Genomic DNA, 26,063 nt, shown 5'->3' on the forward strand with positions numbered 1-26,063 from the left:
TTCCACTTCCCCGGGCCGGGGCTTATTGCCCTTGCCCTATTGGGGGGGGCCCCTGGCCCCCCCCCCGGGGTCACCCCGCGGGGGGGGGTTGGGGCGGGGCCCCCCCCCCACCCCCCCCGCGGCGACCTCCGGACCCGTGGGGCACGAGGCCCCCGGGTCCCGGGGGCTCAGGCGGCGGCCGGGAACGCGTACTGGACGGAGGTCAGCCGCTCCGAAAGCTCCCACAGCCGGCGGCCGGTCTCGGTGTCGGCGGCCGACGGGGCCAACTGGACCCGCTTGGGCGCGCCGCGCAGTTCGCCCATGCCGTCCGGCCCGATGAACTGTCCGCTCTCCACGCCCGGAGCGGTCGCCGCGTACAGCTGCGACAGCGCGCCCTGCTCCGGGGACTGGGCGAGCGGCTTGAGGATGCTGCCGAACAGCAGCTTCACCATGCCGACCGGCGAACTGGTCTGGAGGTTGGTGGAGGTGTAGCCGGGGTGGGCGAGCACACTGCGCACCGGGCTGCCGGCCGCGGTCAGCCGCCGGTGCAGCTCCCAGCCGAAGACGGCGTTGGCGAACTTCGACTGGTTGTAGAAGCCCATGGGCGAGTACTTGCGCTCGCCGGAGAGATCGTCGAAGAAGATGCGCCCCTGCCGGTGGTTGGTGGAACTCACCGTAATCACCCGGGGATTGGTTCCGGCCGCGAGCTGGTCGACCAGCAGGCCGGTGAGGGCGAAGTGGCCGAGATGGTTGGCCGCGAACTGGAGCTCGTGACCCTGTGCGCTGAGCGTCCGGGGCGGGGCCATCACACCGGCGTTGTTGACGAGCACGTCCAGACGCGCGTGGTCGGACCGCAGCCGGTCGGCGAAGGCGCGGACCGAGTCCAGATCGGCCAGGTCGAGACGGCGCACTTCGAGCCGGGCGTCCGGCTGGTCGGCGGTGATCCCGGCGACCGCCCGCCGCCCCTTGTCCTCGTCGCGTACGGCGAGGATCACGTGCGCGCCCTTGCGGGCGAGCGCCCGGGTGGTGGCCAGGCCGAGGCCGCTGTTGGCTCCGGTGACGACGAACACCCGCTCGGTCTGGTCCGGAATCTGCCCGGCGGTCCAGGACTGCTGACTCATCATGCGACACAAGCTGCCCCATGTGGCATCGAGTGTCAAGTAGCGCCTTGATGCCATCCATGGCATGACGTATACGATGGAGGGGTGACTACTCGCCCTGAACTGAGCCTGGCCCAGCGCAAACGTCAGCTCGTGCTGGACGAGCTGACCGGGGCCGCCCTGAATCTGCTGGCCCGCAAGGGCTTCGACGCGGTCACGGTCGACGAGATCGTGGCCGCCGCCGGTGTGTCCAAGCGGACGTTCTTCCGCTACTTCGCGTCCAAGGAGGACGTGGTCGTCCAGTTCCTGTCCGAGATGGGCACCGACATGCGCGCGGAGCTGGCCTCCCGCCCCCGGGACGAACCGCCCTCCGTGGCGCTGCGCCACACCGTCCGGATCTCCATCGACGCCTGCGCGGGCCATGCCGATCAGGCGCTGCGCGTGGTGCAGCTGATCCTGGGCACGCCCGCGCTGCTCGCCCGCTTCCTGGAGCGCCAGGCGCAGTGGCGCGACGAGCTGGCGGCCGAGGTGGCCCGCCGGCTGGACCTCGACCCCGCGACCGAGCTGTATCCGCAGCTCGCCGCCGGCACGGCGCTGGCCGCCTTCGACACCGTGCTCCAGCGGTGGAGCGACAGCGACGGCACCGACGATCCGGCCGCCCTGACCGACCGGGCCTTCGCCGTCATCGCCCCGGCGCTGGACGCCGTCCCCCGGGGCGCGACTCTCTGACGGCTGGTCAGGCCGCTCCGTCCCGCTCGGGAGAGGCCGCCCCGCCGAGGAATGGCCGGTGCGCTCAGGAGGGGCCGGTGCTCCGGGGCGTCGGGGAGGACGGACTCGCGACCGGTACCGGCAGATTGAACACATGGTCGGGGGTGACGATCTCGGTGATCGCCTGGCCGAAGAGGGTGCTGGGCTCGGCCTTGTCGTGCAGGATGTCCGTGTTGAGGAGGACGACCAGGGTCGCCCGCTCCTCGGGGAGATAGATGGTGAGGGTCTCGTAGCCCGGCAGTGAGCCGTTGTGGCCGATCCAGCCCTGCACATTGAAGATGCCCAGTCCATAGCCCGCGCCCGGAATGGCGGTGGGACCCGTCTTGAGGCGCTCGGCCTGGGTCTTCGGAGTCAGCAGCGTGCCGGTCGCCAGCGTCCGCGCCCAGCTGCGCAGATCGGGCAGATCCGAGATCATCGCCCCGGCGGCCCAGCCCCAGGACGGGTTCCAGTCGGTGGCGTCCTCGGTCTCGCCGGTGGCGGTCTGGTCGGTGTAGCCGTGGGCGTGCGGGGCGGGGAACTCGGCTCCGGTCGGGAAGAGGGTGTTGTGCAGCCCCGCCGGCTCCAGCACGTTCTGCTCGATGAACTCGTTGAGCGGCAGTCCGCCGATCTTCTCCACCACCAGGCCCAGCAGGATCAGATTGGTGTTGCTGTAGTCGAACTCCGCGCCGGGCTGGAACTGGACCGGGTGCTTGAAGGAGTAGTCGAGCAGCTCCTGCGGGGTGAAGGGACGATCGGGGTCCGAGGTCAGGGCCTTGAAGAAGTCGTCGTCCATCGAGTAGTTGAACAGCCCGCTGCGCATGCCGGCGAGATCGCGCAGGGTGATGCGGTCGCCGTTGGGCACGCCGTCGATGTAGTCGCCGATCGGATCGTCGAGTCCGATCTCCCCCCGGTCGACGAGTTCGAGCAGGGCGGTGACCGTGAAGGTCTTGGTCTCGCTGCCGATCCGCATGTTCAGATCCGCCGTCATGGGCGCTTCATCGGTCTTGTCCGCGACGCCGAAGGCCCGGACGTAGTCGCCCTTGCCGGGGGCCGAGAGTCCGACGATGACCCCGGGGACCTTCGCCTCGTCCATGACGCGCCGGATCGCGTCGTCCAGTCGGGCCGCGACGGCGGGGTCGAGTTCGGGGAAGCCGCCGTCCGGCGAGGGGGCGGCGGCCGTGAGGACCGGCGCCGTGGCGGGGACGCCGTACGCCCCTCCCGCCGAGACAGGTACGACGAGCAGTCCGGCCGCGGCCAGGGCGACGGCCGCCCGGCGCAGACGCGACGGTGAGCATCCCACGGCAGCCTCCTGCCATCGAGGACGGCATTCCACCTCAGGCTAGGCCCGCTCCGGCGGCTCCGCACGACGGCCGGGACGCCGCCGTGCGGGGCGTCCCGCACCACACCGCCGGGCCGCCGCTCCTCCGCCGCCGGGCGCCGGCCCGGATCGGACCGGCAACCGGCCCGGACCCGGCCGGCGCCCGCGCGCATCCTCACCCGCGCCGGCCCACCGGCACCGGCACCAGCCCGTGGATCGCCTACGCGATCAGCCGCCCCCGCGCCAGCGGACCGGGGCGATCTGCTTCGACATGATCCCGACCAGCTCGTACGCGGTGTGGGAGGCGGCGACCGCGGTGATGTCGGCGTGGTCGTACGCCGGGGCCACCTCCACCACGTCGGCGGAGACCAGCCGGCAGTCGGCCAGCCCGCGCAGGATCTCCAGCAGCTCGCGGGAGGTGAGGCCGCCGGCCTCGGGGGTGCCGGTGCCGGGCGCGTGCGCCGGGTCGAGCACGTCGATGTCGACGGAGATGTAGAGCGGGCGGTTCCCGATGCGCTCGCGCAGCTGCTGAACCACCTCGTCCACCCCGCGCCGCATCACATCGGCGGAGGTGACGATGCCGAAGCCCAGCTTGGCGTCCTCGTCCAGGTCGCGCTTGCCGTAGATCGGGCCGCGCGTGCCGACGTGCGAGAGGGCGGAGGTGTCGAGGAGGCCCTCCTCCACGGCACGGCGGAAGGGCATCCCATGGGTGTACCGCTGGCCGAAGTAGTCGTCCCAGGTGTCCAGATGGGCGTCGAAGTGCAGTACGGCGACCGGGCCGTGCTCGCGTGCCACGGCGCGCAGCAGCGGGAGCGCGATGGTGTGGTCGCCGCCCAGGGTCATCAGCCGGGCCCCGGCGCCCAGGAGTTCGGCGGCGGCGGCCTCGATCGTCTCCATCGCCTCGTCGAGGTCGAAGGGGTTGGCGCTGATGTCTCCGGCGTCCGCGACCTGGCTGTAGTGGAACGGGTAGACGTCCTGCGCGGGGTTGTACGGGCGCAGGGTGCGGGACGCCTCGCGGATGGCGTTGGCGCCGAAGCGGGCGCCGGGCCGATAGGTCGTCCCGCTGTCGAACGGGACTCCGACCACAGCGATGTCCGCCTTGTCCACCTGATCGAGCCTGGGGGTGCGGCCGAAGGTGGCGGGGCCCGCGAAGTGCAGCGTCCGGTCGGTCTCCGTCGGTGGCAGGGGTGGGGACACCGAGCTGGGATGAGCGGTCACGATGCGTTCAATGCCTTCCATGCGGGGTACTGCGGCCCGGTGCGCCGACCGGACGGGGTCGGCGCCAGGGGCGCCGGCTGTCCCGGGCTCTTCCGCAGTCCATGGGCCGCGGATACCCGTACCGACCCATTCAAACGAACCCCAGAAGAAAGTTTCCACCACCATCCACCCCTAGTCGCGGTGCAATCACCCCTACCGGAAGTACGCGGGAGCAGCCTTTTGCAGCAGGGGGTAATCAATCGCCCATTCGCCTCCTTTGACCGCGAATCGCATGGGCGGATCCTGTAACGAGGGGAACACATTCGGTCCGCGAGTCGTTGGTACAGTTCGAGCGGATCCGCCGGACGGGAAGGGCCGGGGCGCGGTGTGCCCAGGAGTGAGCGCGCCGTATCGACCCGCGTGCCAGGGGCAGTTGACAGCCCTTCCGTATGCGCGGAAACGGGGAGAGTGGCGCATCGGTGTGCGGATCGCACCTGTTGTGCGTCATTTCACATCGCATCGGGGGGTTTGGCGACCGTGCTGGTTGAGCGGGACGAACATATTGGACGACTCACCTCATTCATTTCCGAAGTCGTCTCCGGCACTCCTTCCGGCCCCGGCCGGACGGCCGTGATCAGCGGGCCGGTGGCCTCGGGAAAGACCGCGCTGCTGCACCGGGTGCTGGAGGAGACGGGCGATCGGGGCCCACGGCTCCTCAGCGCCCTCGCCTCCCCCGCGGAGCAGTCGATTCCGTTCGGTGTGGTGGAGCAGTTGCTGCGCGCCGCGCCGCAGCCGGAGGACCGGCCCGGGCGGGAGGCGCAGGCCGGGCAGGAAGGGCCGGCGGTCCGCCCCGGCCCGGCGGCGTACCGGGCGGCGGCCGAGCCCGCGTCCGGCGATCTCCCCGGCGTCTTCCAGGACCGGCTCGCCGCGCTGCGCGCGCGAGGTCCGGTGCTGATCGCGGTCGATGACGCGCAGTACGCCGATCCGCAGTCGCTGCGCTGTCTCGCCCAGGCGCTCCGCCGGTTCCCCGCGCCGGGGACCGCCGCGCTCTCGCTGGTGGTGACACGGGGGCCCGACGCGGGCGCGGAGCCGCCGCGCGGCCTGGAGGAGCTGCTCCACCAGGCCGGGGGATTACACCTCCGGCTGAGCCCGCTGACCGTCGAGGGGGTGGGCCGGCTGCTCATGGAACGCGCCGGGGACGGTTCGGCGGAGGGCGCGGCGGAGGACGTGGCGGACCGGGACGTACCGGACGGCTCACGGCCCGCGTCGGACGGTTCGCGGCCCGTCCCGGACGGTTCGGGACGCGTGCCGGACGGTACGCGGCCCGCGTCGGACAGCTCGCGGGCCGTGTCGCTGCACGCGGCGACCGGGGGGAATCCGCTGCTCGTCCGGGCGCTCCTGGAGGACGATCTCGCCCGGCTGCGACAGCCGGCGGCGGAGCGGGAGACCGGTTCGCATCTCGCGGCGGCCGATCCGCTGGCCCTGCCCGACCGGGGCTCCGGTCCGGGCGGCGGCGAGAGCGACGGCGGCGCGCCCCGGGCGGGCGAGCGATTTCTGCACAGCGCGCTGATCTGCGTACACCGCGCCGGCGCGGACGGCCCGAAGGTCGCCCAGGGCATCGCCCTGCTGGGGAGCGCCGGTTCGCTGTCGCTGCTCGCGCGGCTGATGGAGATCGAGGAGCCGGCCGTACGGCGGGTGGTGACCGCGCTCGGCGAGGCCGGCGTCCTGGCCGGGACCCGCTTCCGGCACGACGGTGTGCGCACGGCCGTGGTGGAGAGCCTCTCCGACGACGCGGTGGCCAGGCTGCGGCGGCGCGCGGCCCGGCTGCTGTACGAGGACGGGGCCGCGCCCCTGCTGGTGGCGGGTCAGCTGCTCGGCCACGAGTCGGCCGCGCCCCACGAGCCATGGGTGCCCGAGGTGCTGACCGAGGCCGCGCACGCGGCGCTCGCCACCCAGCGGACGGCCTTCGCGGTGCGCTGTCTGCGCACCGCCGAGTCCTGCTGCCGCGACGAGGCGGACCGGGTGCGGATCCGGGCGATCCTGGCCGGGTTCCTCTGCCGGGTCAAGCCCTCCGCGTGGGCGCAGCAGCTGCGGTCGCTGACCGGTGCGATGCGGACGGGCCAGCTGCCGCCCGCGGACACCCTGCGGCTGGTGGGCGATCTGCTGTGGAACGGCTGGGTGGACGACGCGGCCACCGCGATCCGCCAGGTCGCCGAGGTGCTGCCGGACTCCCCCGACGCCGCTGTCGCCCGGGAGCTGCGCCGGCTGTGGCTGATTCTCTCGGGCACGTATCCGGCGGTGCTGGAGGGGATGGGCGGCTTCCCGGCCCCGGGCGGCGGCGCCCGCCGGGCGCCGGACGAGGGCGCGCTCGCCGGGACCGCCGCGCTGTACGGGGTGTTGAGCGGCGGCGACGGCGCCGGGGAGCGGAGCACGGTGGACGCGGAGTTCATCGAGAGCGTCGAACGGCTGCTCGCCGGTACGAGGGTGACGGACGGGACCGTCGTCGGGATGTGGGCGGGTCTGCTGTCGCTGATGTACGCGGACCGGCTGGACCGGGCGACCCGGTGGGCCGACCGGCTGGTGGCGGAGGCCACCGAGCAGGAGGCTCCGGGGTGGACCGCGGTGCTGGTGGTGACGCGGGCGCATGTGTCGCTGCGCCGGGGCAGGCTGGCGGAGGCCCGGCGGCTGGCCGAGCGTTCGCTGGAGCATCTGCCGCCGCACGGCTGGGGGGTGGCGATCGGGATGCCGCTGGCGGCGCTCGTCGAGGCGCGGACCGCGATGGGCGATCACGAGGCGGCCGCGGAGCTGGTGGACCGTCCCGTGCCCGAGGCCATGTTCATGACCCGGTACGGACTGCACTACCGGTACGCGCGGGGCCGTCATCAGCTGGCGACCGGCCGCCCCTACGCGGCGCTGACCGATTTCATGGCCTGCGGTGAGCTGATGCGGCGGTGGAACATGGACCGTTCGAGTCTGGTGCCGTGGCGGGTCGGTGTCGCGGAGAGCTGGCTCGCGCTCGGCGACCGCTCCCGCGCGGAGCGGTTCGCCCGGGAGCAGCTCGCGGCGGACGCCGGCCCCCGGGTGCGGGGGATGGCGTCGCGGGTGCTGGCGGCGGCGGGTCCGCTGGAGGAGCGCCCGGCGCTGCTGGGCGAGGCCGTGTCGCTGCTCCAGGAGGAGGGCGACTGGTACGGGCTGGCGCGGGCGCTCACCGATCTGGGGCAGGCGTACAAGGAGTTGGGCGAGGGGGCGCAGAGCAAGCTGCACACCCGCAGGGCGTGGCGGATCGCCGAGGGCTGCGGGGCCCGGGAGCTGTGCCGTCCGCGTCAGCAGGGCTCTTCGGCGTCGCCGGCCCGGACGGGCGGGGTCTCGCGTTCGGGGCCGTCGCGCGCGGACGTCCGGGAGCGGTCGGGTCCCGCGTCGACGCTGACGGACGCGGAGCGCAAGGTGGCGGCGCTGGCCGCGCAGGGGTACACCAACCGGGAGATCAGTGCGAGGCTCTTCATCACGATCAGTACCGTGGAACAGCATCTGACCCGGGTCTACCGGAAGATCAACATAACCCACCGCCAGGATCTGCCCGTCAGTTTGGATACCGATGTCGCCCACACCGCCTGACTCCGCCGCCCCCGACGCGTCCCCGGCTGCCGGTCCCCGGCTGCTCGCGGTGAGCGATCTGCATATCGGCATGCCCGACAACCGTCCCATCACGGAGTCGCTGCGTCCGTCCCATCCCGACGACTGGCTGATCGTGGCCGGGGACGTCGGGGAGATGACCGAGGACATCGAGTGGGCGCTGCGGCTGCTGGCCGGCCGGTTCGCCAAGGTGATCTGGACGCCGGGCAACCATGAGCTGTGGACGCCGCGCGAGGACGCGGTGCAGCTGCGCGGCGAGGAGCGCTACCGGCATCTGGTGGAGCTGTGCCGGGGGCTGGGCGTGGTCACTCCCGAGGATCCCTGGCCGGTGTGGCGGGGGCCGGGCGGTCCGGTCGCGATCGCTCCCCTCTTCCTGCTGTACGACTACACGTTCCGGGTGGCGGGCACGTCGACCAAGGAGGAGTCGCTGGCCAGGGCGCACGAGGCGGGGGTGGTGTGCACGGACGAGTTCCTGCTGCACCCCGATCCGTACCGGACCCGCGACGACTGGTGCCGGGCGCGGGTGGCGGAGTCCCGGCGGCGGCTGGTCGAGCACGATCCGGCGGTGCCGCTGGTGCTGGTGAACCACTGGCCGCTGGTGCGGGAGCCCACCGATGTGCTGTGGCACCCGGAGTTCGCCCAGTGGTGCGGCACGGTGCTGACCGCCGACTGGCACCGCAGGTTCACCACGGCGGCCGTGGTGTACGGACATCTCCACATCCCCCGGACCACCTGGTACGACGGGGTGCGGTTCGAGGAGGTGTCGATCGGCTATCCGCGCGAGTGGCGGCGGCGCGGCCATCCCCGGGGCCTGCTGCGGCAGATCCTGCCGTACGTCCCCGAGGGGCCGGAGAGCGGTTCGGAGGCACGGTCGTGATCGAGGTTCTGCTGCCCGGGGAGGCGGCTGTCGGCGAGGCTTTCGGGCCGGACGGTTCCGCTTCGCTCTTCCCGGAGGAGGCGGCGCTGGTGGCCCGGGCCGTGGAGATCCGCCGGGAGGAGTTCGCCACCGTCCGGGCGTGCGCCCGGCGGGCCCTGGCGGCCTTGGGGCTGCCGCCCTCCCCCGTGCTGCCGGGGAGGCGCAACGCGCCTCGGTGGCCGTCCGGGGTGGTCGGCAGCATGACGCACTGCGCGGGGTACCGGGCGGCGGTGCTGGCCCGGGAGACGGATCTGGCGGGCATCGGGATCGACGCCGAGCCCGATCTGCCGCTGCCCGAGGGGGTGCTGGAGTCGATCGCGCTGCCGGCCGAGCTGGCCTGGGCGCGCTCGGCGGGCCCCGGGGGGCGGGTGTCCCGGGACCGGCTGCTGTTCAGCGCGAAGGAGGCGGTCTACAAGACCTGGTATCCGCTGATGGGCACGGAATTGGATTTCGACGAGGCGCTTCTCTCCTTCCGGGAGGAGAGCGGTCCCAACGAAGCGCCGAGGGGTGCTTTCACGGCGCGTATTCTCCGTCCCGAGCGCGGCCCCGACGGCCGGCCGGTGGAGGAATTCACCGGCCGCTGGCTCTCGGACCGGGGCATCGTCGTGACCGTGATCGCGCTCCCGGCGGCCGGGCGGTGACCCCGTAGGCCGACGCGGCACGGTCGGTTACCAGGGTGGCTAGGGGTTGTTCGGGCGACGGCCCGATCCCTAGCGTGGATTGACCGGCAGGACTGCGTATCGGCCACTGCGAGACCCCGTCTCCCGGGGTCCGTCTCGACGCCGTGTTTTCCGGCTCCACGCGGAATGTCTCCGGTTTCCCTGGAAACGATGTCGAATCGGCCCGAGAGGTATTCATGCTGACGTCAGCCGGCCCGGACCCCATCACCATGCTGGTGCCGGATTTCCCGTTCTCCTACGACGGCTGGCTCGGCCATCCGGCGGGTCTCGGCACGCTGCCGCCGGAGCGGGCCGGGACGCCGGTGGCGGTGGTCGGCGGCGGGATGGCCGGGATGACCGCCGCGTACGAGCTGATGCGGCTGGGGCTGCGCCCGGTGGTGTTCGAGGCGGAGCAGCTGGGCGGCCGGATGCGTTCGGTGCCGTTTCCGGGGCGGCCGGAGTGTGTGGCGGAGATGGGGGCGATGCGCTTTCCGCGCTCGGCGCGCTCGCTCTTCCACTACATCGATCTGCTGGCGCTGCCGACCACGCCGTTTCCCAATCCGCTGGCGGCGTGCACCCCGAGCACGCTGATCGATCTGGGCGGTGAGCGGCACACCGCGCGGACGGCGGACGGGCTGCCGGACGTCTATCAGGAGGTCGCCGCCGCCTGGGAGAAGGCGTTGCGGGAGCGGGCCGAGCTGACGACGGTGCGGGACGCCATCCAGCGGCGGGACGTCGACACGCTGAAGCAGATATGGAACCGGCTGGTCCGGGAGTTCGACGATCAGTCCTTCTACGGCTTTCTGGCGACCAGTTCGTCGTTCCAGTCCTTCCGCCACCGGGAGATCTTCGGGCAGGTCGGGTTCGGGACGGGGGGCTGGGACACCGACTTCCCCAATTCGCTGCTGGAGATTCTGCGGGTGGTCTACACGGAGGCGGACGACCATCATGTCGCCGTCTCCGGCGGCTCCCAGCGGCTGCCGCGCGGGCTGTGGGAGCACCGGCCGGAGCGGCCGGCGCACTGGCCGGCGGGCACCTCGCTGGCCGGGCTGCACGGCGGCGGGCCGAGGCCGGGGGTGCGGGCCGTCGCCCGGGACGGGGACGGCTTCCTGGTCACCGACGCCGACGGGCGGCGGGAGCGGTTCGCCTCGGTGGTGTACACGCCGCATGTGTGGACGCTGCTGAACCGGGTGGCGTGCGATCCCGCGCTGCTGTCCGCGCCGCTGTGGACGGCGGTGGAGCGCACCCACTACATGGGCGCCTCCAAGCTCTTCGTCCTCGTCGACCGGCCGTTCTGGCACGAGACGGATCCGCGTACGGGCCGTCCGGCGATGAGCATGACGCTCACCGACCGGATGCCGCGCGGGGTGTATCTCTTCGACGACGGGCCGGACCGGCCCGGGGTGATGTGCCTGTCGTACACCTGGAACGACGATTCGGCGAAGATGGCGACGCTGAGCGCCCAGGAGCGGCTGGATCTGCTGCTGGAGCAGCTGGGCGCGATCTATCCGGGGGTGGACGTCCGCTCCCGGGTGATCGCCGGTCCGCTGGCGATCACCTGGGAGAACGAGCCGCACTTCATGGGCGCGTTCAAGTCGAACCTGCCGGGACAGTACCGCTATCAGCGGCGGCTGTTCACCCAGTTCATGCAGCGCGGGCTGCCCGAGGCCGAGCGCGGGTTCTTCCTGTGCGGCGACGATGTGTCGTGGACGGCGGGTTTCGCGGAGGGCGCGGTGACGACGGCGCTGAACGCGGTGTGGGGGGTGCTGGACCGGCTGGGCGGGGCGACGCATCCGGAGAATCCCGGTCCGGGCGATCTCTTCGAGGCGCTGGCCCCGGTGGAGCTGCCGTACGACGGCTGAGGCGCCGCAGCCGTACGAAGCCCGAGGCGTCGTACGGAGCCCGAGGCGCCGTACGACTCCTGAGGCCCGGCGGGTCCGGGCGGCGGCGCTCCCCCCGCCACGGGGGAGCGCCGCCGGGGCGGGCCGCTACTCGGCGGCCATCCGGGTCAGCTGCTTCTTGTCGGGCTTGCCGTTGCGGTTGAGCGGGAACCGCTCCAGCACGACGACCCGGTTGGGCTGTTCGTAGGCGGGCAGCAGCGCGCACAGCCGCTCGCGCCAGTGGGCCGAGTCCCGCAGCTCCTCGTCCTCCACGAAGAAGACCAGCTGGGAGCCGCGGAGCTGATCGGGGAGGGGCACGATGCGGGTGGGGCAGCCGGCCTCGGCGACCTTCCGTTCGATGAGTTCGGGGTAGAGCGTGTATCCCATGCGGTGGACCGCGAACTTACGGCCCAGGACATGGAGATTGCCCTCCGCGTCCAACTGGCCGAGGTCGCCGGTGAGCTGCGGGCCGGAGGCGGCGGGCACGATGGATCCGTCGTCGGCGATCTGCCCTTCGAGGGCGTCGGGGGTGTCGACCTCGATCTCGCCGGGCTGCCCGGCGGGCGCCGGCCGGCCGTCCTCGTCGACGATCCGGATCCGGATGCCGTCCATGGCGCGGCCGCAGGAGACGGGGTTGTCGAGGGTGGCGAAGGAGATGTTGCCCAGTTCGGTCGAGCCGTAGCTGTCCAGCAGCGGCAGCCCGAACTCCTGGACGTAGGAGTCCACGAGCGGCGCGTCGAGCGGCGCGGCGCCGACGCAGAACATCCGGGTGGCGGCGAGATGGGCGCGCAGGGCCGGTTTTCTGGTGGCCAGGCTGAGGATGCTGCGGTAGCTGGAGGGGGTGGCGTCGATGACGGTGACCCCGCAGTCGTGGGCCATGCGCAGCGCCCGGTCGAGGCGGCGGTAGGGGGCGATGACCAGGGAGCAGCGGGTGAGCTGGGCGATGAGCACCATGGAGAGGCCGTACTGGTGCGGGAAGGGCAGCAGCGGCATGAGGACGTCGTCGGGCCGGTGGCCGACCTGTTCGGCGTTGCGCCGCAGATTGCGCAGGAAGGAGCGGCCGGACTTCACCACGCCCTTGGGGGAGCCGGTGGAGCCGGAGGTCCACATGATGAGGCCGTCGGGCAGCTCCTCCCAGGCGTCGAAGGAGAGCGTGCCGTCGACGGGCGGGCGTCCGGCGGCGGCGACGAGGAGTTCGTAGAGGTGGACGGGGTCGGCCTCGTGGTCGATCGGGGTCTCGTCGTCGACGAAGGTGGCCTTGACGCCGGTGCGCAGGGCGATCCGGCGGGTCTCCTCCACATGCTCCTGCTGGTCGACGAGGACGATGGAGGTCCCCACGTGCATCAGGGCGTACAGCACGCAGACGTACGCGGCGGAGTTGCCGGCCTTGAGCATGACCCGGTCGCCGGGGTGGACGCCGCGTTCGCGGAGCGCTTCGGCGATCCGGAGGGCGTCCTGCTCGAACTCGTCGACGGGCCGTACCGAGTCGGCTGCATAGATCATCGCGGTCATCGGTCGCACTCTGTCCTTCCTCTGGGGCGAACGTGACCGGAGCCGGCGGCGTGGCCGCCGGGCGGACGGCGGGTCCGGGCCCGTTCAGGGGTGGATCGCGGGATGCGCGAGCTGCGCGGGGTGGGGAGGTCCGGCCGGTCCCGTCCCGTGGGCGCGGGTCTCCACAGGGCACGCTAGGCAGCGGGGGGAAGGGGCTGACACCCCTGTCCTGCCCCTAGGCCCCCCGCTTCGGGCGGCGGCCGGTGCGGGGGCGGTCAGTCCGGTTCGGCTCCGCAGAGGGAGATCAGCTGGTCGTGGACGAGGTTGACGACTTCGCGGCGGTGCGAGCCGAGGTAGCCGCGGGTGCCGGGGAAGATCTCCAGGTCGAAGCGGCCGGCGGTGGAGCGCCGCCAGTCCCGTACGCCGGTCAGCGGGGCGCGCGGGTCGTGGTGGCCGGCCAGGGCGACGACGCGGCAGTTGAGGGCGGGCGGTCCGAGGGGGCCCCGGTGGCAGGGTCCGGTGCGGCCGGAGACGAAGAGGGTCAGCGGCGCCGTGCCGGTCTCGCGTTCGAGCCGCTGGGCGACCTCGTAGGCGAGTTCGGCGCCGAGGCGGTGGCCGAAGAGGGCGAGGGGGAGGTCCGACCACTCCCGGAGGGCGGTGAAGATCTTGTCGACGAGTTCGGTGCGGTCCTCGGGCCGGTGGCCCTCGTCGGCAGTGGGTTCGGGGTAGCGCAGGACGAGCAGCTCCACGGTGGGCAGCAGCAGCTCCGACATGGCGAGGTACTCGGTGGAGGAGTTCCGGCGGCTCGGGAAGCAGATCATGCGGTAGCTGCTGGGCACCGAGGGCTGCCGGATCTGGATCAGGCCGACGTCGTCGGGGGTGGTCTCCCCGGCGGAGTGCGGGGGGCACTCATAGGTCATACGGCCGACAGCCCCGGCTCGGGCGCGGTGCGCGAGGGCCGGCGGGCGCGGTACCAGTCGACGGTCTCGGCCAGGCCCTCGGCGAAGTCGCGCCGGGGGGTGTAGCCGAGTTCGGTGCGGATCTTCGTCCAGTCCACCGAGTAGCGGCGGTCGTGGCCCTTGCGGTCGGCGACCCGCTCGACCCGGTCCCAGCCCGCGCCGCACGCCTCCAGCAGCAGTCCGGTCAGCTCCTCGTTGGTCAGCTCGGTGCCGCCGCCGATGTTGTACGTCTCGCCGGGCCGGCCGCCGGTCAGCACGGCGAGCAGCCCGCGGCAGTGGTCGTCGACGTGCAGCCAGTCGCGGACGTGGGAGCCGTCGCCGTAGAGCGGGACGGTCCCGCCGGCCAGCAGCCGCGTGACGAAGAGGGGGATCACCTTCTCCGGGTACTGGTGGGGGCCGTAGTTGTTGGAGCAGCGGGTGACGCGTACGTCCAGGCCGTGGGTGCGGTGGTGGGCGAGGGCGAGCAGGTCGCTGGAGGCCTTGGAGGCCGAGTAGGGGGAGCTGGGGTCGAGCGGGTCGGTCTCGACGGAGGAGCCGGCCGGGACCGATCCGTACACCTCGTCGGTCGACACGTGCACGAAGGGGCCGGCGCCGTGGCGGAGCGCGGCCTCCAGCAGGGTGTGGGTGCCGACGACATTGGTGCGGACGAAGGCGTCGGCGCCCTCGATCGACCGGTCGACGTGCGATTCGGCGGCCAGGTGGACGACGGCGTCATGGGCGGCCATGAGCCGGTTCACCAGGGGTGCGTCGGTGATGTCCCCGTGGACGAAGGCGAATCCCGGCTCCTTCTCGACGGGGGCGAGGCCGGTGAGGTCGCCCGCGTAGGTGAGGCTGTCCAGGACGGTGACGCGGACGTCGTCGCCGAGCGGTCGGCCGGGGCCGAGGACGGTGCGGACGAGATGGGAGCCGATGAAGCCGGCCCCTCCGGTGATCAGGATGTTCACGATCGGATCTGTACCTTGCTGTGGTCGCCGAGGATCAGGCGGTGGGCCTGGGGGGAACGGGGCGCGGGGGTGACCTGCACCTGACGGCCGATCATGGAGGCCTCGATACGGCGGACGCCGTCGATGGCGGTGCCGGCCAGCACGATGGAGTACTCGATCTCGCTGTCGACGACCGTGCAGTCCTCCCCGACGGAGGTGAAGGGGCCGATGTAGGAGCCCTCGACCCGGGTGCCGTGGCCGATGACGGCGGGTCCGACGATCCGGGAGCGGATGATCCGCGCGCCCTTCTCGACGACGACCCGGCCGACGAGTTCGCTGGCCTCGTCGGCGGAGCCCGCGCAGTACGGGGTCAGGGACTCCAGGACCGAGCGGTTGACCTCCAGCATGTCGGTGGCGTTGCCGGTGTCCTTCCAGTAGCCGTCGACGGTGGAGGAGGAGACGGTCAGCCCGCGGTCGAGCAGCCACTGGATCGCGTCGGTGATCTCCAGTTCGCCGCGGGCGGAGGGGCGGATGGCGTCGACGGCCTCGTGCACGGCGGGGGTGAAGAAGTAGACGCCGACCAGGGCCAGATCGCTCCGGGGGAACGCGGGCTTCTCCTCCAGCGCGCGGACCCGGCCCGTCGCGTCCAGGGTCGCGACGCCGAACGCGCTGGGGTCGGCGACCTTGGTGAGCATGATCTGGGCGGCCGGGCGCTTGCCGCGGAACTCCTCCAGCTGGGCGTTGATCCCGCCGAGGAGGAAGTTGTCGCCGAGATACATCACGAAGTCGTCGTCGCCGAGCCAGTCGCGGGCGACGCGCACCGCGTGGGCGAGGCCGAGCGGCTGGTGCTGGGGGATGTAGGTGACGCTGATGCCGAAGCGGGAGCCGTCGCCGACGGCGGCCCTGATCTCCTCGGCGGTGTCGCCGACGACGATGCCGACATCGGTGACGCCCGCGTCGGCGATGCCTTCGAGGACGTAGAAGAGGATGGGCTTGTTGGCCACGGGTACGAGCTGTTTGGCCGAGGTGTGGGTCAGGGGGCGCAGGCGGGTGCCGGATCCCCCCGCCAGGACGAGTGCCTTCACGGGGTCTCCTCGCTGAAGGGGTCGGTGAGCGAGGACAGATACCGCACGCAGTCCTCGTACGCGGGGAGCAGGCCCTTGTCCTCGGCCTCGGCGACGGTGGGCGCCGAGGCGTCCTTGGCGGAGAGCAGCGGTTCGGTGTCCGGGAGCCAGGCGATGCCCAGTTCGGGGTCGAGCGGGTCGACGCCGTGCTCGCGCGCCGGGTCATAGCCGGACGTGGTCAGATACATGACAGTCGCATCGTCGGTGACGGCCTGGAAGGCGTGGCCGAGCCCCTCGCAGAGGAACACCGCCCGCCGGTTGCGGTCGTCGAGGTCGACCGCCTCCCAGGCCCGGTAGGTGGGCGAGCCGGGGCGCAGGTCCACGATCACATCGCGGACCGCGCCGCGGACGCAGGTGACGTATTTGGCCTGGCCGGGCGGCAGATCGGCGAAGTGCACGCCCCGGATGACGCCCCGGCGGGACACGGAGCAGTTGACCTGGGCGAGTTCCAGGCGGCGGCCGGTGGCGAGCTGGAACGCCTCGCGCTGGAAGGCCTCCAGGAAGGAGCCGCGGTCGTCGGTGTGGAGCATCGGCTCATAGAGCCAGGCGCCCTCGGTCGACAGGGGTTTCACCCTTCACAGGCCTTTCGGTTCGGCGGAGTGCGCGGTGGGTGGATGGGAGACGCCGGTAAGGGCCTCGGCCAGGGCCGTCCGCCAGTGGCGCATCGCGGGGAGCCCCGCGGCGGCCCACCGGGCGTGGCCCAGCACGCTCCACGCCGGGCGGGGCGCGGCCCGCCGCAGCCGGGAGCTGTCGATGGCGCGCACCCGGTCCGGATCGGCTCCGGTCAGCGAGAAGACCTCGCGGGCCAGTGCGTGCCAGGTGGTGCGCCCGGCCCCGGTGGCGTGGAAGACGCCGTGCGCGCGCGCCGCCGGCAGCGCGCCGAGCGCGATGATCCGGGCGGCGACGTCGGGGGCCCAGCTGGGCTGCCCGTGCTGGTCGTCGACGACCTCGACGGTACGGCCGGGCTCCCGGGCCAGCGCGGCCATGGTGTGGACGAAGCCGCCCTCCCCCCGGCCGTACAGCCAGGCGGTGCGCACCACGGCGGCGCTGCCCGGGAGGGCGGTCAGCACGGCGCGCTCGCCCTCCAGTTTGGTGCGTCCGTAGGCGGTGCGCGGGCCGGGCTCGGCGTCCTCGGCGTAGGGGCGGCCCGAGTCGGCCGGGCCGCCGCCGAAGACATAGTCGGTGGAGACATGGAGGAGCCTGCCGCCGGCGGCGGCGCAGGCGCGGGCGAGATGGGCCGGGCCCTCGCCGTTGACCCGCCGGGCCTCGCTCTCCTCGGTCTCGGCCAGATCGACGGCCGTCCAGGCGGCGCAGTTGACGACGACGTCCGGGCGGCGGTCGGCGACGGCGGAGGCGACGGCCCGCGCGTCGGTGAGGTCGAGATCGGCGCTGCCGGTCCGCACCGTGTCGGCGCCCCGGGCGGCGAGCTGGGCGGCCACCTCGCGGCCGAGCGTGCCGGTCGCTCCGATCACCATCCAGCGCAGCGTCCCGGAATCGGCCGGAAAAGCCTCGGGCGGTCGACCCGCCGACACTTCATTCTCTTGCGAATTACAATTCGGCACGATCACGCGTCAGATGTTATGGGCATGCTCGGCGCAATCGCAACACCCGCCCCGGGAAAGGGTTTTGCGCCACCCCGGGAAGTCGGCCGACGGCCTTCCGGGAAAACCCCTAATCCCCCCTATCGCACATCGGCCGCCCCCTGGCTTCCCGGGCATTGGAGCCGGTATGCCGCACTGCGTGCTAGACAGGATCCGCACGACTTCTGCTCCCTGTTTCCGCCCCATCGCCCGACCGGACGCCATCACGGGGTGATGAGGCCGGGTCCGCCGTCGTCGCGCACCCGCCCGACCACCCCTACCTTCGGCCTTGTGTCCGACCGCGCGCACCCGCGAAGCGGCCCGACACAGGGCTTTTTCTCGTCAGCGACACCGGCAGGCGGCTGCCGGAGCAATCCCGGAAGCAAAGGTATTCACGGATCATGACCAATTCCGAGCAGATTCCCGCGCCCGATTCTCCCGGGTCAGCCACTTCCGCCGGTCCCGGTGAGCGTACCGGGACCGCGATTGTTTTCCCGGGCATGGGTCCGTCCGCATTCTCGGAGGTCGGAAAGTTCCTCGTTCTCGATCCCTATGCGCGGAGGCGGCTCGCGGAGGCCGACGAAGCGCTCGGCCATTCGGTGTTCGACCGGTTCCGCACCGCCGAGGAGGACTATTCGGTCCATTCGCAGATCGCCTTCCTGGTGAACTCCATGGCGATGGCCGACCGCGCGGTGGACACCCTCGGCGTCTCCCCCGACGTCTGCACCGGACCGAGCTTCGGCCAGAAGGCCGCCGCCGCCTTCACCGGCTCCCTCCCCTTCGCCGATGTGGTGCGCCTCACCGCCGAACTCGCCCGCTGCGAGGAGGAGTTCTTCGCCGCGGAGTACCAGGATGTCGTCACCCACTCCTTCGTCCGCACCCCGCAGGAGCGGCTGGACGAGATCCTGGCCGGTTTCGACGAACGCGGCGACTGGTACGACCTCTCCGGCCGGCTCGACGCGGGCTTCCACATGCTGTCGGTGCGGGAGCGCGATCTCGACGGGCTCAAGGCGAGCATCAGCGCGGCGGGCGGCTACTCCATGTACTCGATGCGGCCCCCCGTGCACGCGGCGGCCTTCTCCGCCCTGCGCCGCAAGGCCGAGGAGGAGGTCTTCGCCCGGTACGAACTGGCCGATCCCGCCCTGCCCGTCGTCGCCGACCAGGACGGCGCCGTCGTCCGGGACGCCGCCGGGATGCGCACCATGATGCTCGACACCTTCGACCGGCCGATCCACTGGCCGAGGGTGGTGCACACCCTCGCGGACCTCGGCGTCGGCACCGTGTGCGTGACCGGACCCGACAATCTCTTCCACCGGCTCGACCTCACCAAGGACAGCTTCGAGGTCGTCACCGTCGGCCTGCCGAAGAAGCGGGCGCGGGAGCGGGAGCGGCGCACCCGCTGACGGGATCCGGGCGGGGCGGACGCGTACGACCGGGGCGGACGGCCGACGCGTACGAACGGCGGGGCCGGTTCGGCGGGGCCGGGCGACGGGCCCGTGTCGGGCGGGCCCGGGCCCCCCGTCCGCTGGACGGGCCCGGGCTCGTATCGGACGGCGGGTCGGGCCGGCGGGGCGCGCCCGGCCCGACCGGCGCGGGGTCCGCCCGACCGGCGCGAGGTCCGCCCGACCGGCGCGAGGTCCGGCTCGGCGCACCGCTCCCGGCGCACCGCTCCCGGCGGGCGCGGGACCCGCGCGGAGCGGGTCCCGGCCGGCCCGCTCCCCGCCGGGACCGGGCCCGTTCAGCGCCGGGCTTCGAGCCACTCCTCCACCGCGCGCGCGGTCGTCGGGGCGTGCTCCTCCATCATGGTGAAGTGATTGCCCGGCACATCCACGGCCGTGTGCTCCGCGTCCCAGTAGGACCGCCAGTCGCCGTCCGAGGACCGCGACCAGTCGAAGAACCGCTCACCGGCCCGCACCAGCAGCGTCGGCGTCTTCACGGCCGCCGGCTTCCAGCCGCCGAAGAGCCGGAAGTACGCGCCCATCGCCAGCAGCCGCGCGTCGTCGACCGGCACATAGCTGTCCTGCCGGTCGTCCATCCCCTCGGAGAGACCCGGCTGAATGCCGATGATCGCGTCGTCGTCGTGCGAATAGATGTCGATCATCACCACCGCATCGGGGAACACCCCCGCGCTCTCCAGCCGCCCGGCCACCGCGTGGGCGAGCATGCCGCCCGAGGAGTGCCCGAGCAGAACGAACGGCGCGCCGTCCGCGTACCGCAGCACCGCCTCGGCCTGGGCCTCGACGACGGCCTCGGCGCTCGCGGGCAGCTGCTCGCCGCGCAGGAAGCCGGGCGCGGCCATGGCCCGGACCTCGCGCCGGCCGCGGAAGGCGGCGGCGAACCGCGCGTACTGGTGCGGGCCCGAGATCGACAGGATCGACGAGAAGCAGACCAGCCCCGGACCGCTCTCGCCCCGGGCCAGCCGCACCAGGCCGGGCGCCTTGCGCAGCTCGGCCGCCGAGGAGAACGACGGGCGGAACCGCGAGGCCCCCATCAACAGCTCCATGAACTGACCGGACGCGCCCTGCGCCCCGGCCTCCCTGAGCATCGCACCGAAGACCCCGTCGGACTCCTCGCCGCCGCCCGCCGGCCCGTCGGACGCCCGGGCAGCGCCGTCGGCGCCGCCGGCGTCGGCGAGTTCGGCGCGCAGTACGCGGGCGACCAGGGCCGGGGTCGGGTGGTCGAAGAGCAGAGTGGCGGGCAGCCGCAGACCGGTCGCGGCGGCCAGCTGATTCCGCAGCTCGACGGCGGTCAGCGAGTCCAGCCCCAGTTCGAGGAACTCCCGGGACTCCCCCACCGCCTCCGGCGACGGATAGGCGAGCACCGCGGCGACCCGGGTGCGGACCACGTCGAGCAGCACCCGCTCCTGCTCGTCCTCCGGCAGCCCGGACAGTCCCGCGAGCCGCCGCGCGGCGGCCGTGGCCGCCTCGCTCGCGGCCGGTCGCGCCGCCGCCCCGCGCGGCCCCCCGCGCACCAGCCCGCGGAAGACCGCCGGAAGCGCTCCGGCGTCGGCCTGGGCGCGCAGCGGCGCGGTGTCCAGCCGCATCGCGACGAAGACGCCGTCCGCCGACTCGGCGGGCTCGGTCGTGGCGAGCGCGCACGCCGTGTCGAAGAGGGCCAGCCCCTCGGCGGACGGGAGCGGGGCGAGACCGGCCCGCGCCATCCGCTGGACGTCCGCGTCGCTCAGTTCGCCGGTCATCGCGCTGCGCTGCTCCCACAGCCCCCAGGCCAGCGACACGGCGGGCAGTCCGGTCGCCCGCCGCTGCTGGGCGAGGGCGTCGAGTACGGCGTTGGCGGCCGCGTAGTTGGCCTGTCCGGGGTTGCCGAGGGTGCCGGCCGCCGAGGAGAACAGGATGAACGCGGACAGGTCCAGCCCCTGGGTCAGCTCGTGCAGATGCAGCGCGGCCTCGGCCTTGGGCCGCAGGACCGTGTCGATCCGCTCCGGGGTCAGCGACGGCAGGAGCCCGTCGTCGAGACGTCCCGCCGTGTGCACGACGGCGGTGAGCGGTCGGTCCGGCGGTACGGCGCCCAGCAGCGCGGCCAGCGCCTCCCGGTCGGCCGCGTCACAGGCCGCGACCGTCGTCCGCGCGCCCAGCGCGGCGAGTTCGGCGACCAGCTCCGCCGCGCCTTCGGCGTCGGGCCCGCGCCGGCTGGTCAGCAGCAGATGCCGCACGCCGCGCTCGGCGACCAGATGGCGGGCCAGCAGGCTGCCGAGCGCGCCGGTGCCGCCGGTGATGAGGACGGTGCCTTCGGGATCGAAGGACGACGGGGGGACGGCGCTCTCGCCGTCCGGGGTCGTCCCGGCACGGTCCGGTCCGGCCTCAGGTCCGCCGTCGGGTCCGGTGTGCGGTCCGGCCTCAGGTCCGCCCTCCGGTCCGGTGTCCGGCGCGGCCGGAACCCGGGCCAGCCTGGCCGCGCGCAGCTCTCCGTCGCGTACGGCGAGCTGGGGCTCCTCGCTCGCCACGGCGGCGGCGAGCAGCGGGGCGAGCGCCGACCGGCGACGGGCGTCGTCGTCCTGGCCGCCGCCCGCACCCGCGTCCGTGTCATAGGCACTAAGGCCGATGACGCTCTTGTCGTAGCCGAGGTCGAGCAGCGCCAGCCGACCCGGGTTCTCCGACTGCGCGGACCGCAGCAGGCCCCACACGGCGGCGTGCGCCAGGTCCGGCACCCCCTCGCCCGGCCGGGCCTCGACCGCGCCCCGGGTGACCACGGTCAGCCGGGCCCCGGCCAGGGCCTCTTCCGCCAGCCAGCTCTTCACCAGCTCCAGCGCGCCGTGGGCGGCGCGCCGTACGGCCTCCGCCGTGTCCGCGCCGCCGTCCGGGGCCAGGGAGACCAGCACGGTGTCCGGCAGGGGTTTGCCCGCCGCCACCACACCGCCGAGCGCGGCGAGATCCGCGTACACATCGGCGGTGACTCCCGCCTCGCGCAGCGTCTCCTCCAGCCCCAGGGCGTCCGCTCCGACGACGGCGCAGCGGCCGCCCGAGCCCGCGGACGGCACGAGGGGCTGCGCGGACCATTCCAGCCGGAACAGCGACTCGTGGAACACGGGCCGCGTCGACCGCAGCCGCGCCGGATCCAGCGCGCGCAGCAGCAGCGACTCCACCGACAGCACGGGCGCGCCCTGCTCGTCGAAGGCCGTGAGGGAGACGGCGTCCGTCCCGGCGGGGGCGAGCCGCACCCGCAGCGAGCCCGCGCCGAGGGAGTGCAGGGCGACCCCGCTGAAGGAGAACGGCAGCCGGATCAGCGCGTCCGCGCCGCCCCCGTTCCCGGCGGCGAGGAACGAGCCGAGCGCGATGCCGTGCAGCCCCGCGTCCAGCAGCGCCGGGTGCACCCCGTACTCGGCGGCCCGCGCGTGCGGGCCCTTCGGGAGCCGCAGTTCGGCGAACAGCTCGTCGCCGCGCCGCCAGGCCGCGCGCAGATTGCGGAACGCCGGACCGTACGCGAAACCGCCGGCCGCGAACCGCTCGTACAGTCCGGCCGCGTCGAGCGGCTCCGCGCCCGTCGGCGGCCAGACGTCCAGGGCGGCGGCGACCGGGGCCTCCGCCGTGCCGAGCACACCGCCGGCGTGCCGCGTCCACGGCGCGTCCCGGCCCTCGTCGGGCCCGTCGGATCCGTCGAACCCGTCGGATCCGGAGTACTCCGAGCGTTCGGGGCGGGAGTGCACCTGGAGCGTGCGCCGCCCCGTCTCGTCCGGCGCGGCCACCGAGAGCCGCAGCTGCAGCGCGCCACGCTCGGGCAGCACCATGGGCGCCTCCAGCGTGAGTTCGTCCAGCATCGGAGCGCCGATCCGCCTGCCGACGTGCAGCGCCAGCTCCACGAAGGCCGTCCCGGGGAGCAGCACCGTGCCGGCGACCGCGTGATCGGCGAGCCAGGGGTGCGTCTGGAGCGACAGCCGCCCGGTGAACAGCGCCCCTTCGGAGTCCGGCAGTTCGACGTCCGCCCCGAGCAGCGGGTGCGCGGCGGCCTCGATCCCGGCGGATGCCACATCGCCGACCGGAGCCGTCGGCACGTCGATCCAGTAGCGCTCGTGCTGGAAGGCGTACGTCGGCAGCTCGACGCGCCGCGCGCCGGTCCCGGCGTAGTACGCCTCCCAGTCGACGGCGGTGCCGTGCACCTGCGCCCGGGCGAGCGCGGTGACGGCCGTTCCGGCCTCGGGGCGGCCGGCGCGGAGTACGGGGACGAAGGCGGCGGGCTCGGTGACGCACTCCTGGGCGAGGGCGGAGAGGATTCCGTCCGGGCCGAGTTCGACGTACGAGGTGACGCCTGCGGTCTCCAGGGCGCGGACGCCGTCCAGGAAGCGGACGGCCTCGCGGACGTGCCGGACCCAGAAGTCGGGCGACGACATCTCGTCGGTGACGAGCCCGCCGGTGAGGTTGGAGACCACCGGGATGCGGGGCGTCTCGTACGAGAGACCCTCGGCGACCTGGCGGAAGGCGTCGAGCATGCCGTCCATGTGGGGCGAGTGGAAGGCGTGGCTGACGGTGAGGCGCTTGGTCTTGCGATCGGCGAAGTGGGCGAGGACCGCGAGAGCCGCGTCCTCGTCACCTGCGATGACGACCGACCGGGGGCCGTTGATCGCGGCGATGCTCACCCGGTCGGTGAGCAGCGGAAGGATCTCGTCCTCGGCGGCCTGGACGGCGATCATCACGCCACCGGCCGGGAGGGCCTGCATGAGCCGTCCGCGCGCGGCGACCAGCGTGCAGGCGTCCTGGAGAGTAAGCACCCCGGCGACATGGGCGGCCGCGATCTCACCGATCGAGTGACCCGACACGAAGTCCGGGCGTACACCCCACGCTTCGAACAGCCGGAACAGCGCCACCTCGACCGCGAACAGGGCCGGCTGCGTGTACGACGTCTCATCGAGAGCACCGCTCTCCGAAGAGAACAGCGCTTCCTTCAACGGCAGATCGAAGCCCTCACACACCTCGTCCAAGGCGGAAGCGAACACCGGATACGCCTCATACAGCTCAGCCCCCATCCCCGGCCGCTGACTCCCCTGCCCCGTGAACAGGAACGCCAGCTTCCCGGAACTCACCGTGCCGTGCGTCAGTCCCGCCCGCGCGCCCTCCTCGATCAGCGCGGTCAGACCGTGCAGCAGCTCGTCCCGGTCGTCCGCCACGACCACCGCGCGGTGGTCGAACGCGGCCCTATGGGCGGTCAGCGAGTAGGCGAGGTCGAGACCGGCCGTGTCCGCCGTGTCCGCCGTGTCCGCCGTGTCCGACAGATGGGCTCGGAGTCGCGCGGCCTGGCCGCGCAGCGCCTCGGCGGTCTTGCCGGAGAGGACGTACGGCAGCGGAGCCGGATCGGTCACCGCCGGCCGCGTTTCGGGCGTCGGCTCGGGCTGCGGGACCTGTTCGATGATGGTGTGCGCGTTGGTGCCGCTGATGCCGAAGGACGATACGGCGGCCCGGCGCGGACGGCCGGTATCCGGCCACTCCACCGCCTCCGTCACCAGCGAGACCGCACCCGCCGACCAGTCGACATGCGGCGTCGGCTCATCCACATGCAGCGTCCTCGGCACCACCCCGTGCCGCATCGCCTCCACCATCTTGATCACACCCGCCACACCGGCAGCCGCCTGCGTATGACCGAAGTTCGACTTCACCGAACCCAACAGCAACGGCCGACCCGCCGACCGCTCCCGACCGTACGTCGCCAACAGCGCCTGCGCCTCGATCGGATCACCCAACGACGTACCCGTACCGTGCGCCTCCACCACATCGACCTCACCGGCCGACACACCCGCGTTCGCCAGCGCCTGACGAATCACCCGCTGCTGCGACGGACCGTTCGGAGCCGTCAGACCATTGCTCGCACCATCCTGATTCACCGCCGAACCACGCACCACCGCCAAGACCGGATGCCCCTTCGCCCGCGCGTCCGACAACCGCTCCACCAGGAGCATGCCGACGCCCTCGCCCCACGCCGTACCGTCGGCCGCTGCGGCGAACGGCTTGCAGCGGCCGTCGCCCGCCAGTCCGCGCTGGCGGCTGAACGCGACGAAGGTCCCGGGCGTGGCCATGACCGTCACACCGCCGGCGAGCGCGAGATCGCACTCGCCACTGCGCAGCGCCTGTGCCGCCAGATGCAGTGTGACCAGCGACGACGAGCAGGCGGTGTCGACGGTGACCGCCGGACCCTCCAGACCGAAGGCGTACGAGACCCGGCCGGAGGCGACGCTGCCCGAGCTGGAGGTGCCCATATAGCCTTCGAGGCCCTCGGGCGCGCGGTGCAGCAGCGTGCCGTAGTCGTTGTACATGACTCCGGCGAAGACCCCGGTCCGGCTGCCGCGTACGGTCGCGGGGTCGATGCCCGCGCGCTCGAACGCCTCCCAGGTCGTTTCGAGGAGCAGCCGCTGCTGCGGGTCGGTGGCGAGCGCCTCGCGCGGCGAGATCCCGAAGAAGGTGGGGTCGAAGTGGTGGGCGTCGTGGAGGAAGCCGCCGGCCCTGCTGTAGCTGGTGCCCGGCCGGTCGGGGTCGGGGTCGAAGAGCGCTTCGACGTCCCAGCCGCGGTCGTCCGGCATGTCGGTGATGGCGTCCCGGCCTGCCAGGACGGCCTGCCACAGATCCTCCGGGGAGCGGATGTCGCCGGGGAAGCGGCAGGCCATCGCCACGATCGCGATCGGCTCGTCGTTCCGTGCGGCGACGGCGACCGCCGTGGTGTCGGCCTCCGGTCCGCCGAGCAGTTCGGAGCCGAGGTGGTCGGCGAGGACGGCCGGGGTGGGGTAGTCGAAGACGAGGGTCGCGGGCAGCCGTACGCCGGTCGCCGTACCGAGCCGGTTCCGCAGTTCGACGGCGGTCAGCGAATCGAAGCCGACCTCGTTGAACGAACGGGCCGGATCGACGGCCTCCGGACCGGCGAGGCCGAGAACGGCGGCGACCTCGGTACGGACCAGGTCGAGCACGGCGGCGGGCCGCTCGTCCGCCGCCAGCGCGGACAGCGCTCGGGCGAGTTTGCCCGCTGACGCCGGGGCGCTGCGGGCGGTGCGGCGGGCGGGGGTGCGGACGAGTCCGCGCAGCAGCGGCGGGATCAGCCCGCCGCCGGACGCCTGGGCCCGCAG

The 26,063-nt window shown here is 73.1% G+C and carries 16 protein-coding genes; 6 read left to right on the plus strand and 10 right to left on the minus strand.

The window, feature by feature from the left end:
• Positions 1 to 167: 167 nt before the first annotated feature.
• Complete coding sequence (locus ACF089_RS35180) at positions 168 to 1,103, minus strand: oxidoreductase (protein WP_392036087.1); 936 nt, start codon at positions 1,101 to 1,103, stop codon at positions 168 to 170.
• Between the two features lie 81 nt (positions 1,104 to 1,184).
• Between ACF089_RS35180 and ACF089_RS35185 the strand changes: the two genes are divergently transcribed.
• A complete protein-coding gene (locus tag ACF089_RS35185; protein WP_392036089.1) occupies positions 1,185 to 1,808 on the plus strand; it encodes a TetR family transcriptional regulator in 624 nt (207 codons plus the stop codon).
• Positions 1,809 to 1,872: 64 nt separating this feature from the next.
• Here the strand turns inward: ACF089_RS35185 and ACF089_RS35190 are convergent, their stop codons facing one another.
• Both ACF089_RS35190 and speB read right to left on the minus strand, forming a co-directional pair.
• Positions 1,873 to 3,126 carry a serine hydrolase domain-containing protein gene (locus ACF089_RS35190; RefSeq protein ID WP_392036092.1) on the minus strand — a complete coding sequence of 418 codons (1,254 nt, stop codon included), beginning with the start codon at positions 3,124 to 3,126 and terminating at the stop codon, positions 1,873 to 1,875.
• A gap of 246 nt (positions 3,127 to 3,372) precedes the next feature.
• The gene (gene speB / locus ACF089_RS35195; protein ID WP_392036095.1) at positions 3,373 to 4,383 is read right to left on the minus strand and encodes an agmatinase; all 1,011 of its coding nucleotides are present in this window, start codon (positions 4,381 to 4,383) and stop codon (positions 3,373 to 3,375) included.
• Positions 4,384 to 4,878: 495 nt separating this feature from the next.
• On the opposite strand from speB, the gene ACF089_RS35200 reads away from it, so the two are divergent.
• The 4 genes from ACF089_RS35200 to ACF089_RS35215 all read left to right on the plus strand — a co-directional run bounded on the left by ACF089_RS35200 (position 4,879) and on the right by ACF089_RS35215 (position 11,411).
• Complete coding sequence (locus ACF089_RS35200) at positions 4,879 to 7,956, plus strand: AAA family ATPase (RefSeq protein ID WP_392036098.1); 3,078 nt, start codon at positions 4,879 to 4,881, stop codon at positions 7,954 to 7,956.
• Complete coding sequence (locus tag ACF089_RS35205; protein WP_392036101.1) at positions 7,937 to 8,851, plus strand: metallophosphoesterase family protein; 915 nt, start codon at positions 7,937 to 7,939, stop codon at positions 8,849 to 8,851. The genes ACF089_RS35200 and ACF089_RS35205 overlap by 20 nt, the downstream gene beginning before the upstream one ends.
• On the plus strand, positions 8,848 to 9,531 hold the full coding sequence (locus ACF089_RS35210) for a 4'-phosphopantetheinyl transferase (protein WP_392036104.1): 684 nt from the start codon (positions 8,848 to 8,850) through the stop codon (positions 9,529 to 9,531). Before ACF089_RS35205 ends, ACF089_RS35210 begins: the two co-directional genes overlap by 4 nt.
• A 215-nt stretch (positions 9,532 to 9,746) precedes the next feature.
• Positions 9,747 to 11,411: a flavin monoamine oxidase family protein gene (locus ACF089_RS35215; protein WP_392036107.1), complete on the plus strand. Its 1,665-nt coding sequence runs from the start codon at positions 9,747 to 9,749 to the stop codon at positions 11,409 to 11,411.
• A 126-nt stretch (positions 11,412 to 11,537) separates the two neighbouring features.
• Here ACF089_RS35215 and ACF089_RS35220 read toward each other — a convergent pair whose 3' ends face one another.
• The 6 genes from ACF089_RS35220 to rfbD form a co-directional block, all read right to left on the minus strand.
• Entirely contained in the window at positions 11,538 to 12,941 is a 1,404-nt protein-coding gene (locus tag ACF089_RS35220) for a class I adenylate-forming enzyme family protein (protein ID WP_392036110.1), read from the minus strand.
• Between the two features lie 254 nt (positions 12,942 to 13,195).
• On the minus strand, positions 13,196 to 13,840 hold the full coding sequence (locus ACF089_RS35225; protein WP_392036113.1) for a thioesterase II family protein: 645 nt from the start codon (positions 13,838 to 13,840) through the stop codon (positions 13,196 to 13,198).
• Positions 13,837 to 14,823 carry a dTDP-glucose 4,6-dehydratase gene (rfbB, locus tag ACF089_RS35230; RefSeq protein WP_392036116.1) on the minus strand — a complete coding sequence of 329 codons (987 nt, stop codon included), beginning with the start codon at positions 14,821 to 14,823 and terminating at the stop codon, positions 13,837 to 13,839. Before rfbB ends, ACF089_RS35225 begins: the two co-directional genes overlap by 4 nt.
• On the minus strand, positions 14,820 to 15,887 hold the full coding sequence (locus ACF089_RS35235; protein WP_392036119.1) for a glucose-1-phosphate thymidylyltransferase: 1,068 nt from the start codon (positions 15,885 to 15,887) through the stop codon (positions 14,820 to 14,822). The genes rfbB and ACF089_RS35235 overlap by 4 nt, the downstream gene beginning before the upstream one ends.
• Positions 15,884 to 16,498, minus strand: coding sequence for a dTDP-4-dehydrorhamnose 3,5-epimerase family protein (locus ACF089_RS35240; protein ID WP_392036122.1), 615 nt, complete (start codon positions 16,496 to 16,498; stop codon positions 15,884 to 15,886). The genes ACF089_RS35235 and ACF089_RS35240 overlap by 4 nt, the downstream gene beginning before the upstream one ends.
• Positions 16,499 to 16,501: 3 nt before the next feature.
• Positions 16,502 to 17,401, minus strand: a complete 900-nt coding sequence (gene rfbD, locus ACF089_RS35245) for a dTDP-4-dehydrorhamnose reductase (RefSeq protein WP_392036125.1) — start codon at positions 17,399 to 17,401, stop codon at positions 16,502 to 16,504.
• A 605-nt stretch (positions 17,402 to 18,006) separates the two neighbouring features.
• Here rfbD and ACF089_RS35250 point away from each other — a divergent pair.
• Positions 18,007 to 18,909, plus strand: coding sequence for an ACP S-malonyltransferase (locus tag ACF089_RS35250; protein WP_392036128.1), 903 nt, complete (start codon positions 18,007 to 18,009; stop codon positions 18,907 to 18,909).
• 335 nt (positions 18,910 to 19,244) lie between these two features.
• Here ACF089_RS35250 and ACF089_RS35255 read toward each other — a convergent pair.
• Positions 19,245 to 26,063, minus strand: a 6,819-nt coding sequence (locus ACF089_RS35255; RefSeq protein WP_392036131.1) for an SDR family NAD(P)-dependent oxidoreductase, incomplete at its 5' end; no start/stop codon positions are given.

Source organism: Streptomyces sp. NPDC014894 (assembly GCF_043080985.1).
GTDB lineage: Bacteria > Actinomycetota > Actinomycetes > Streptomycetales > Streptomycetaceae > Streptomyces.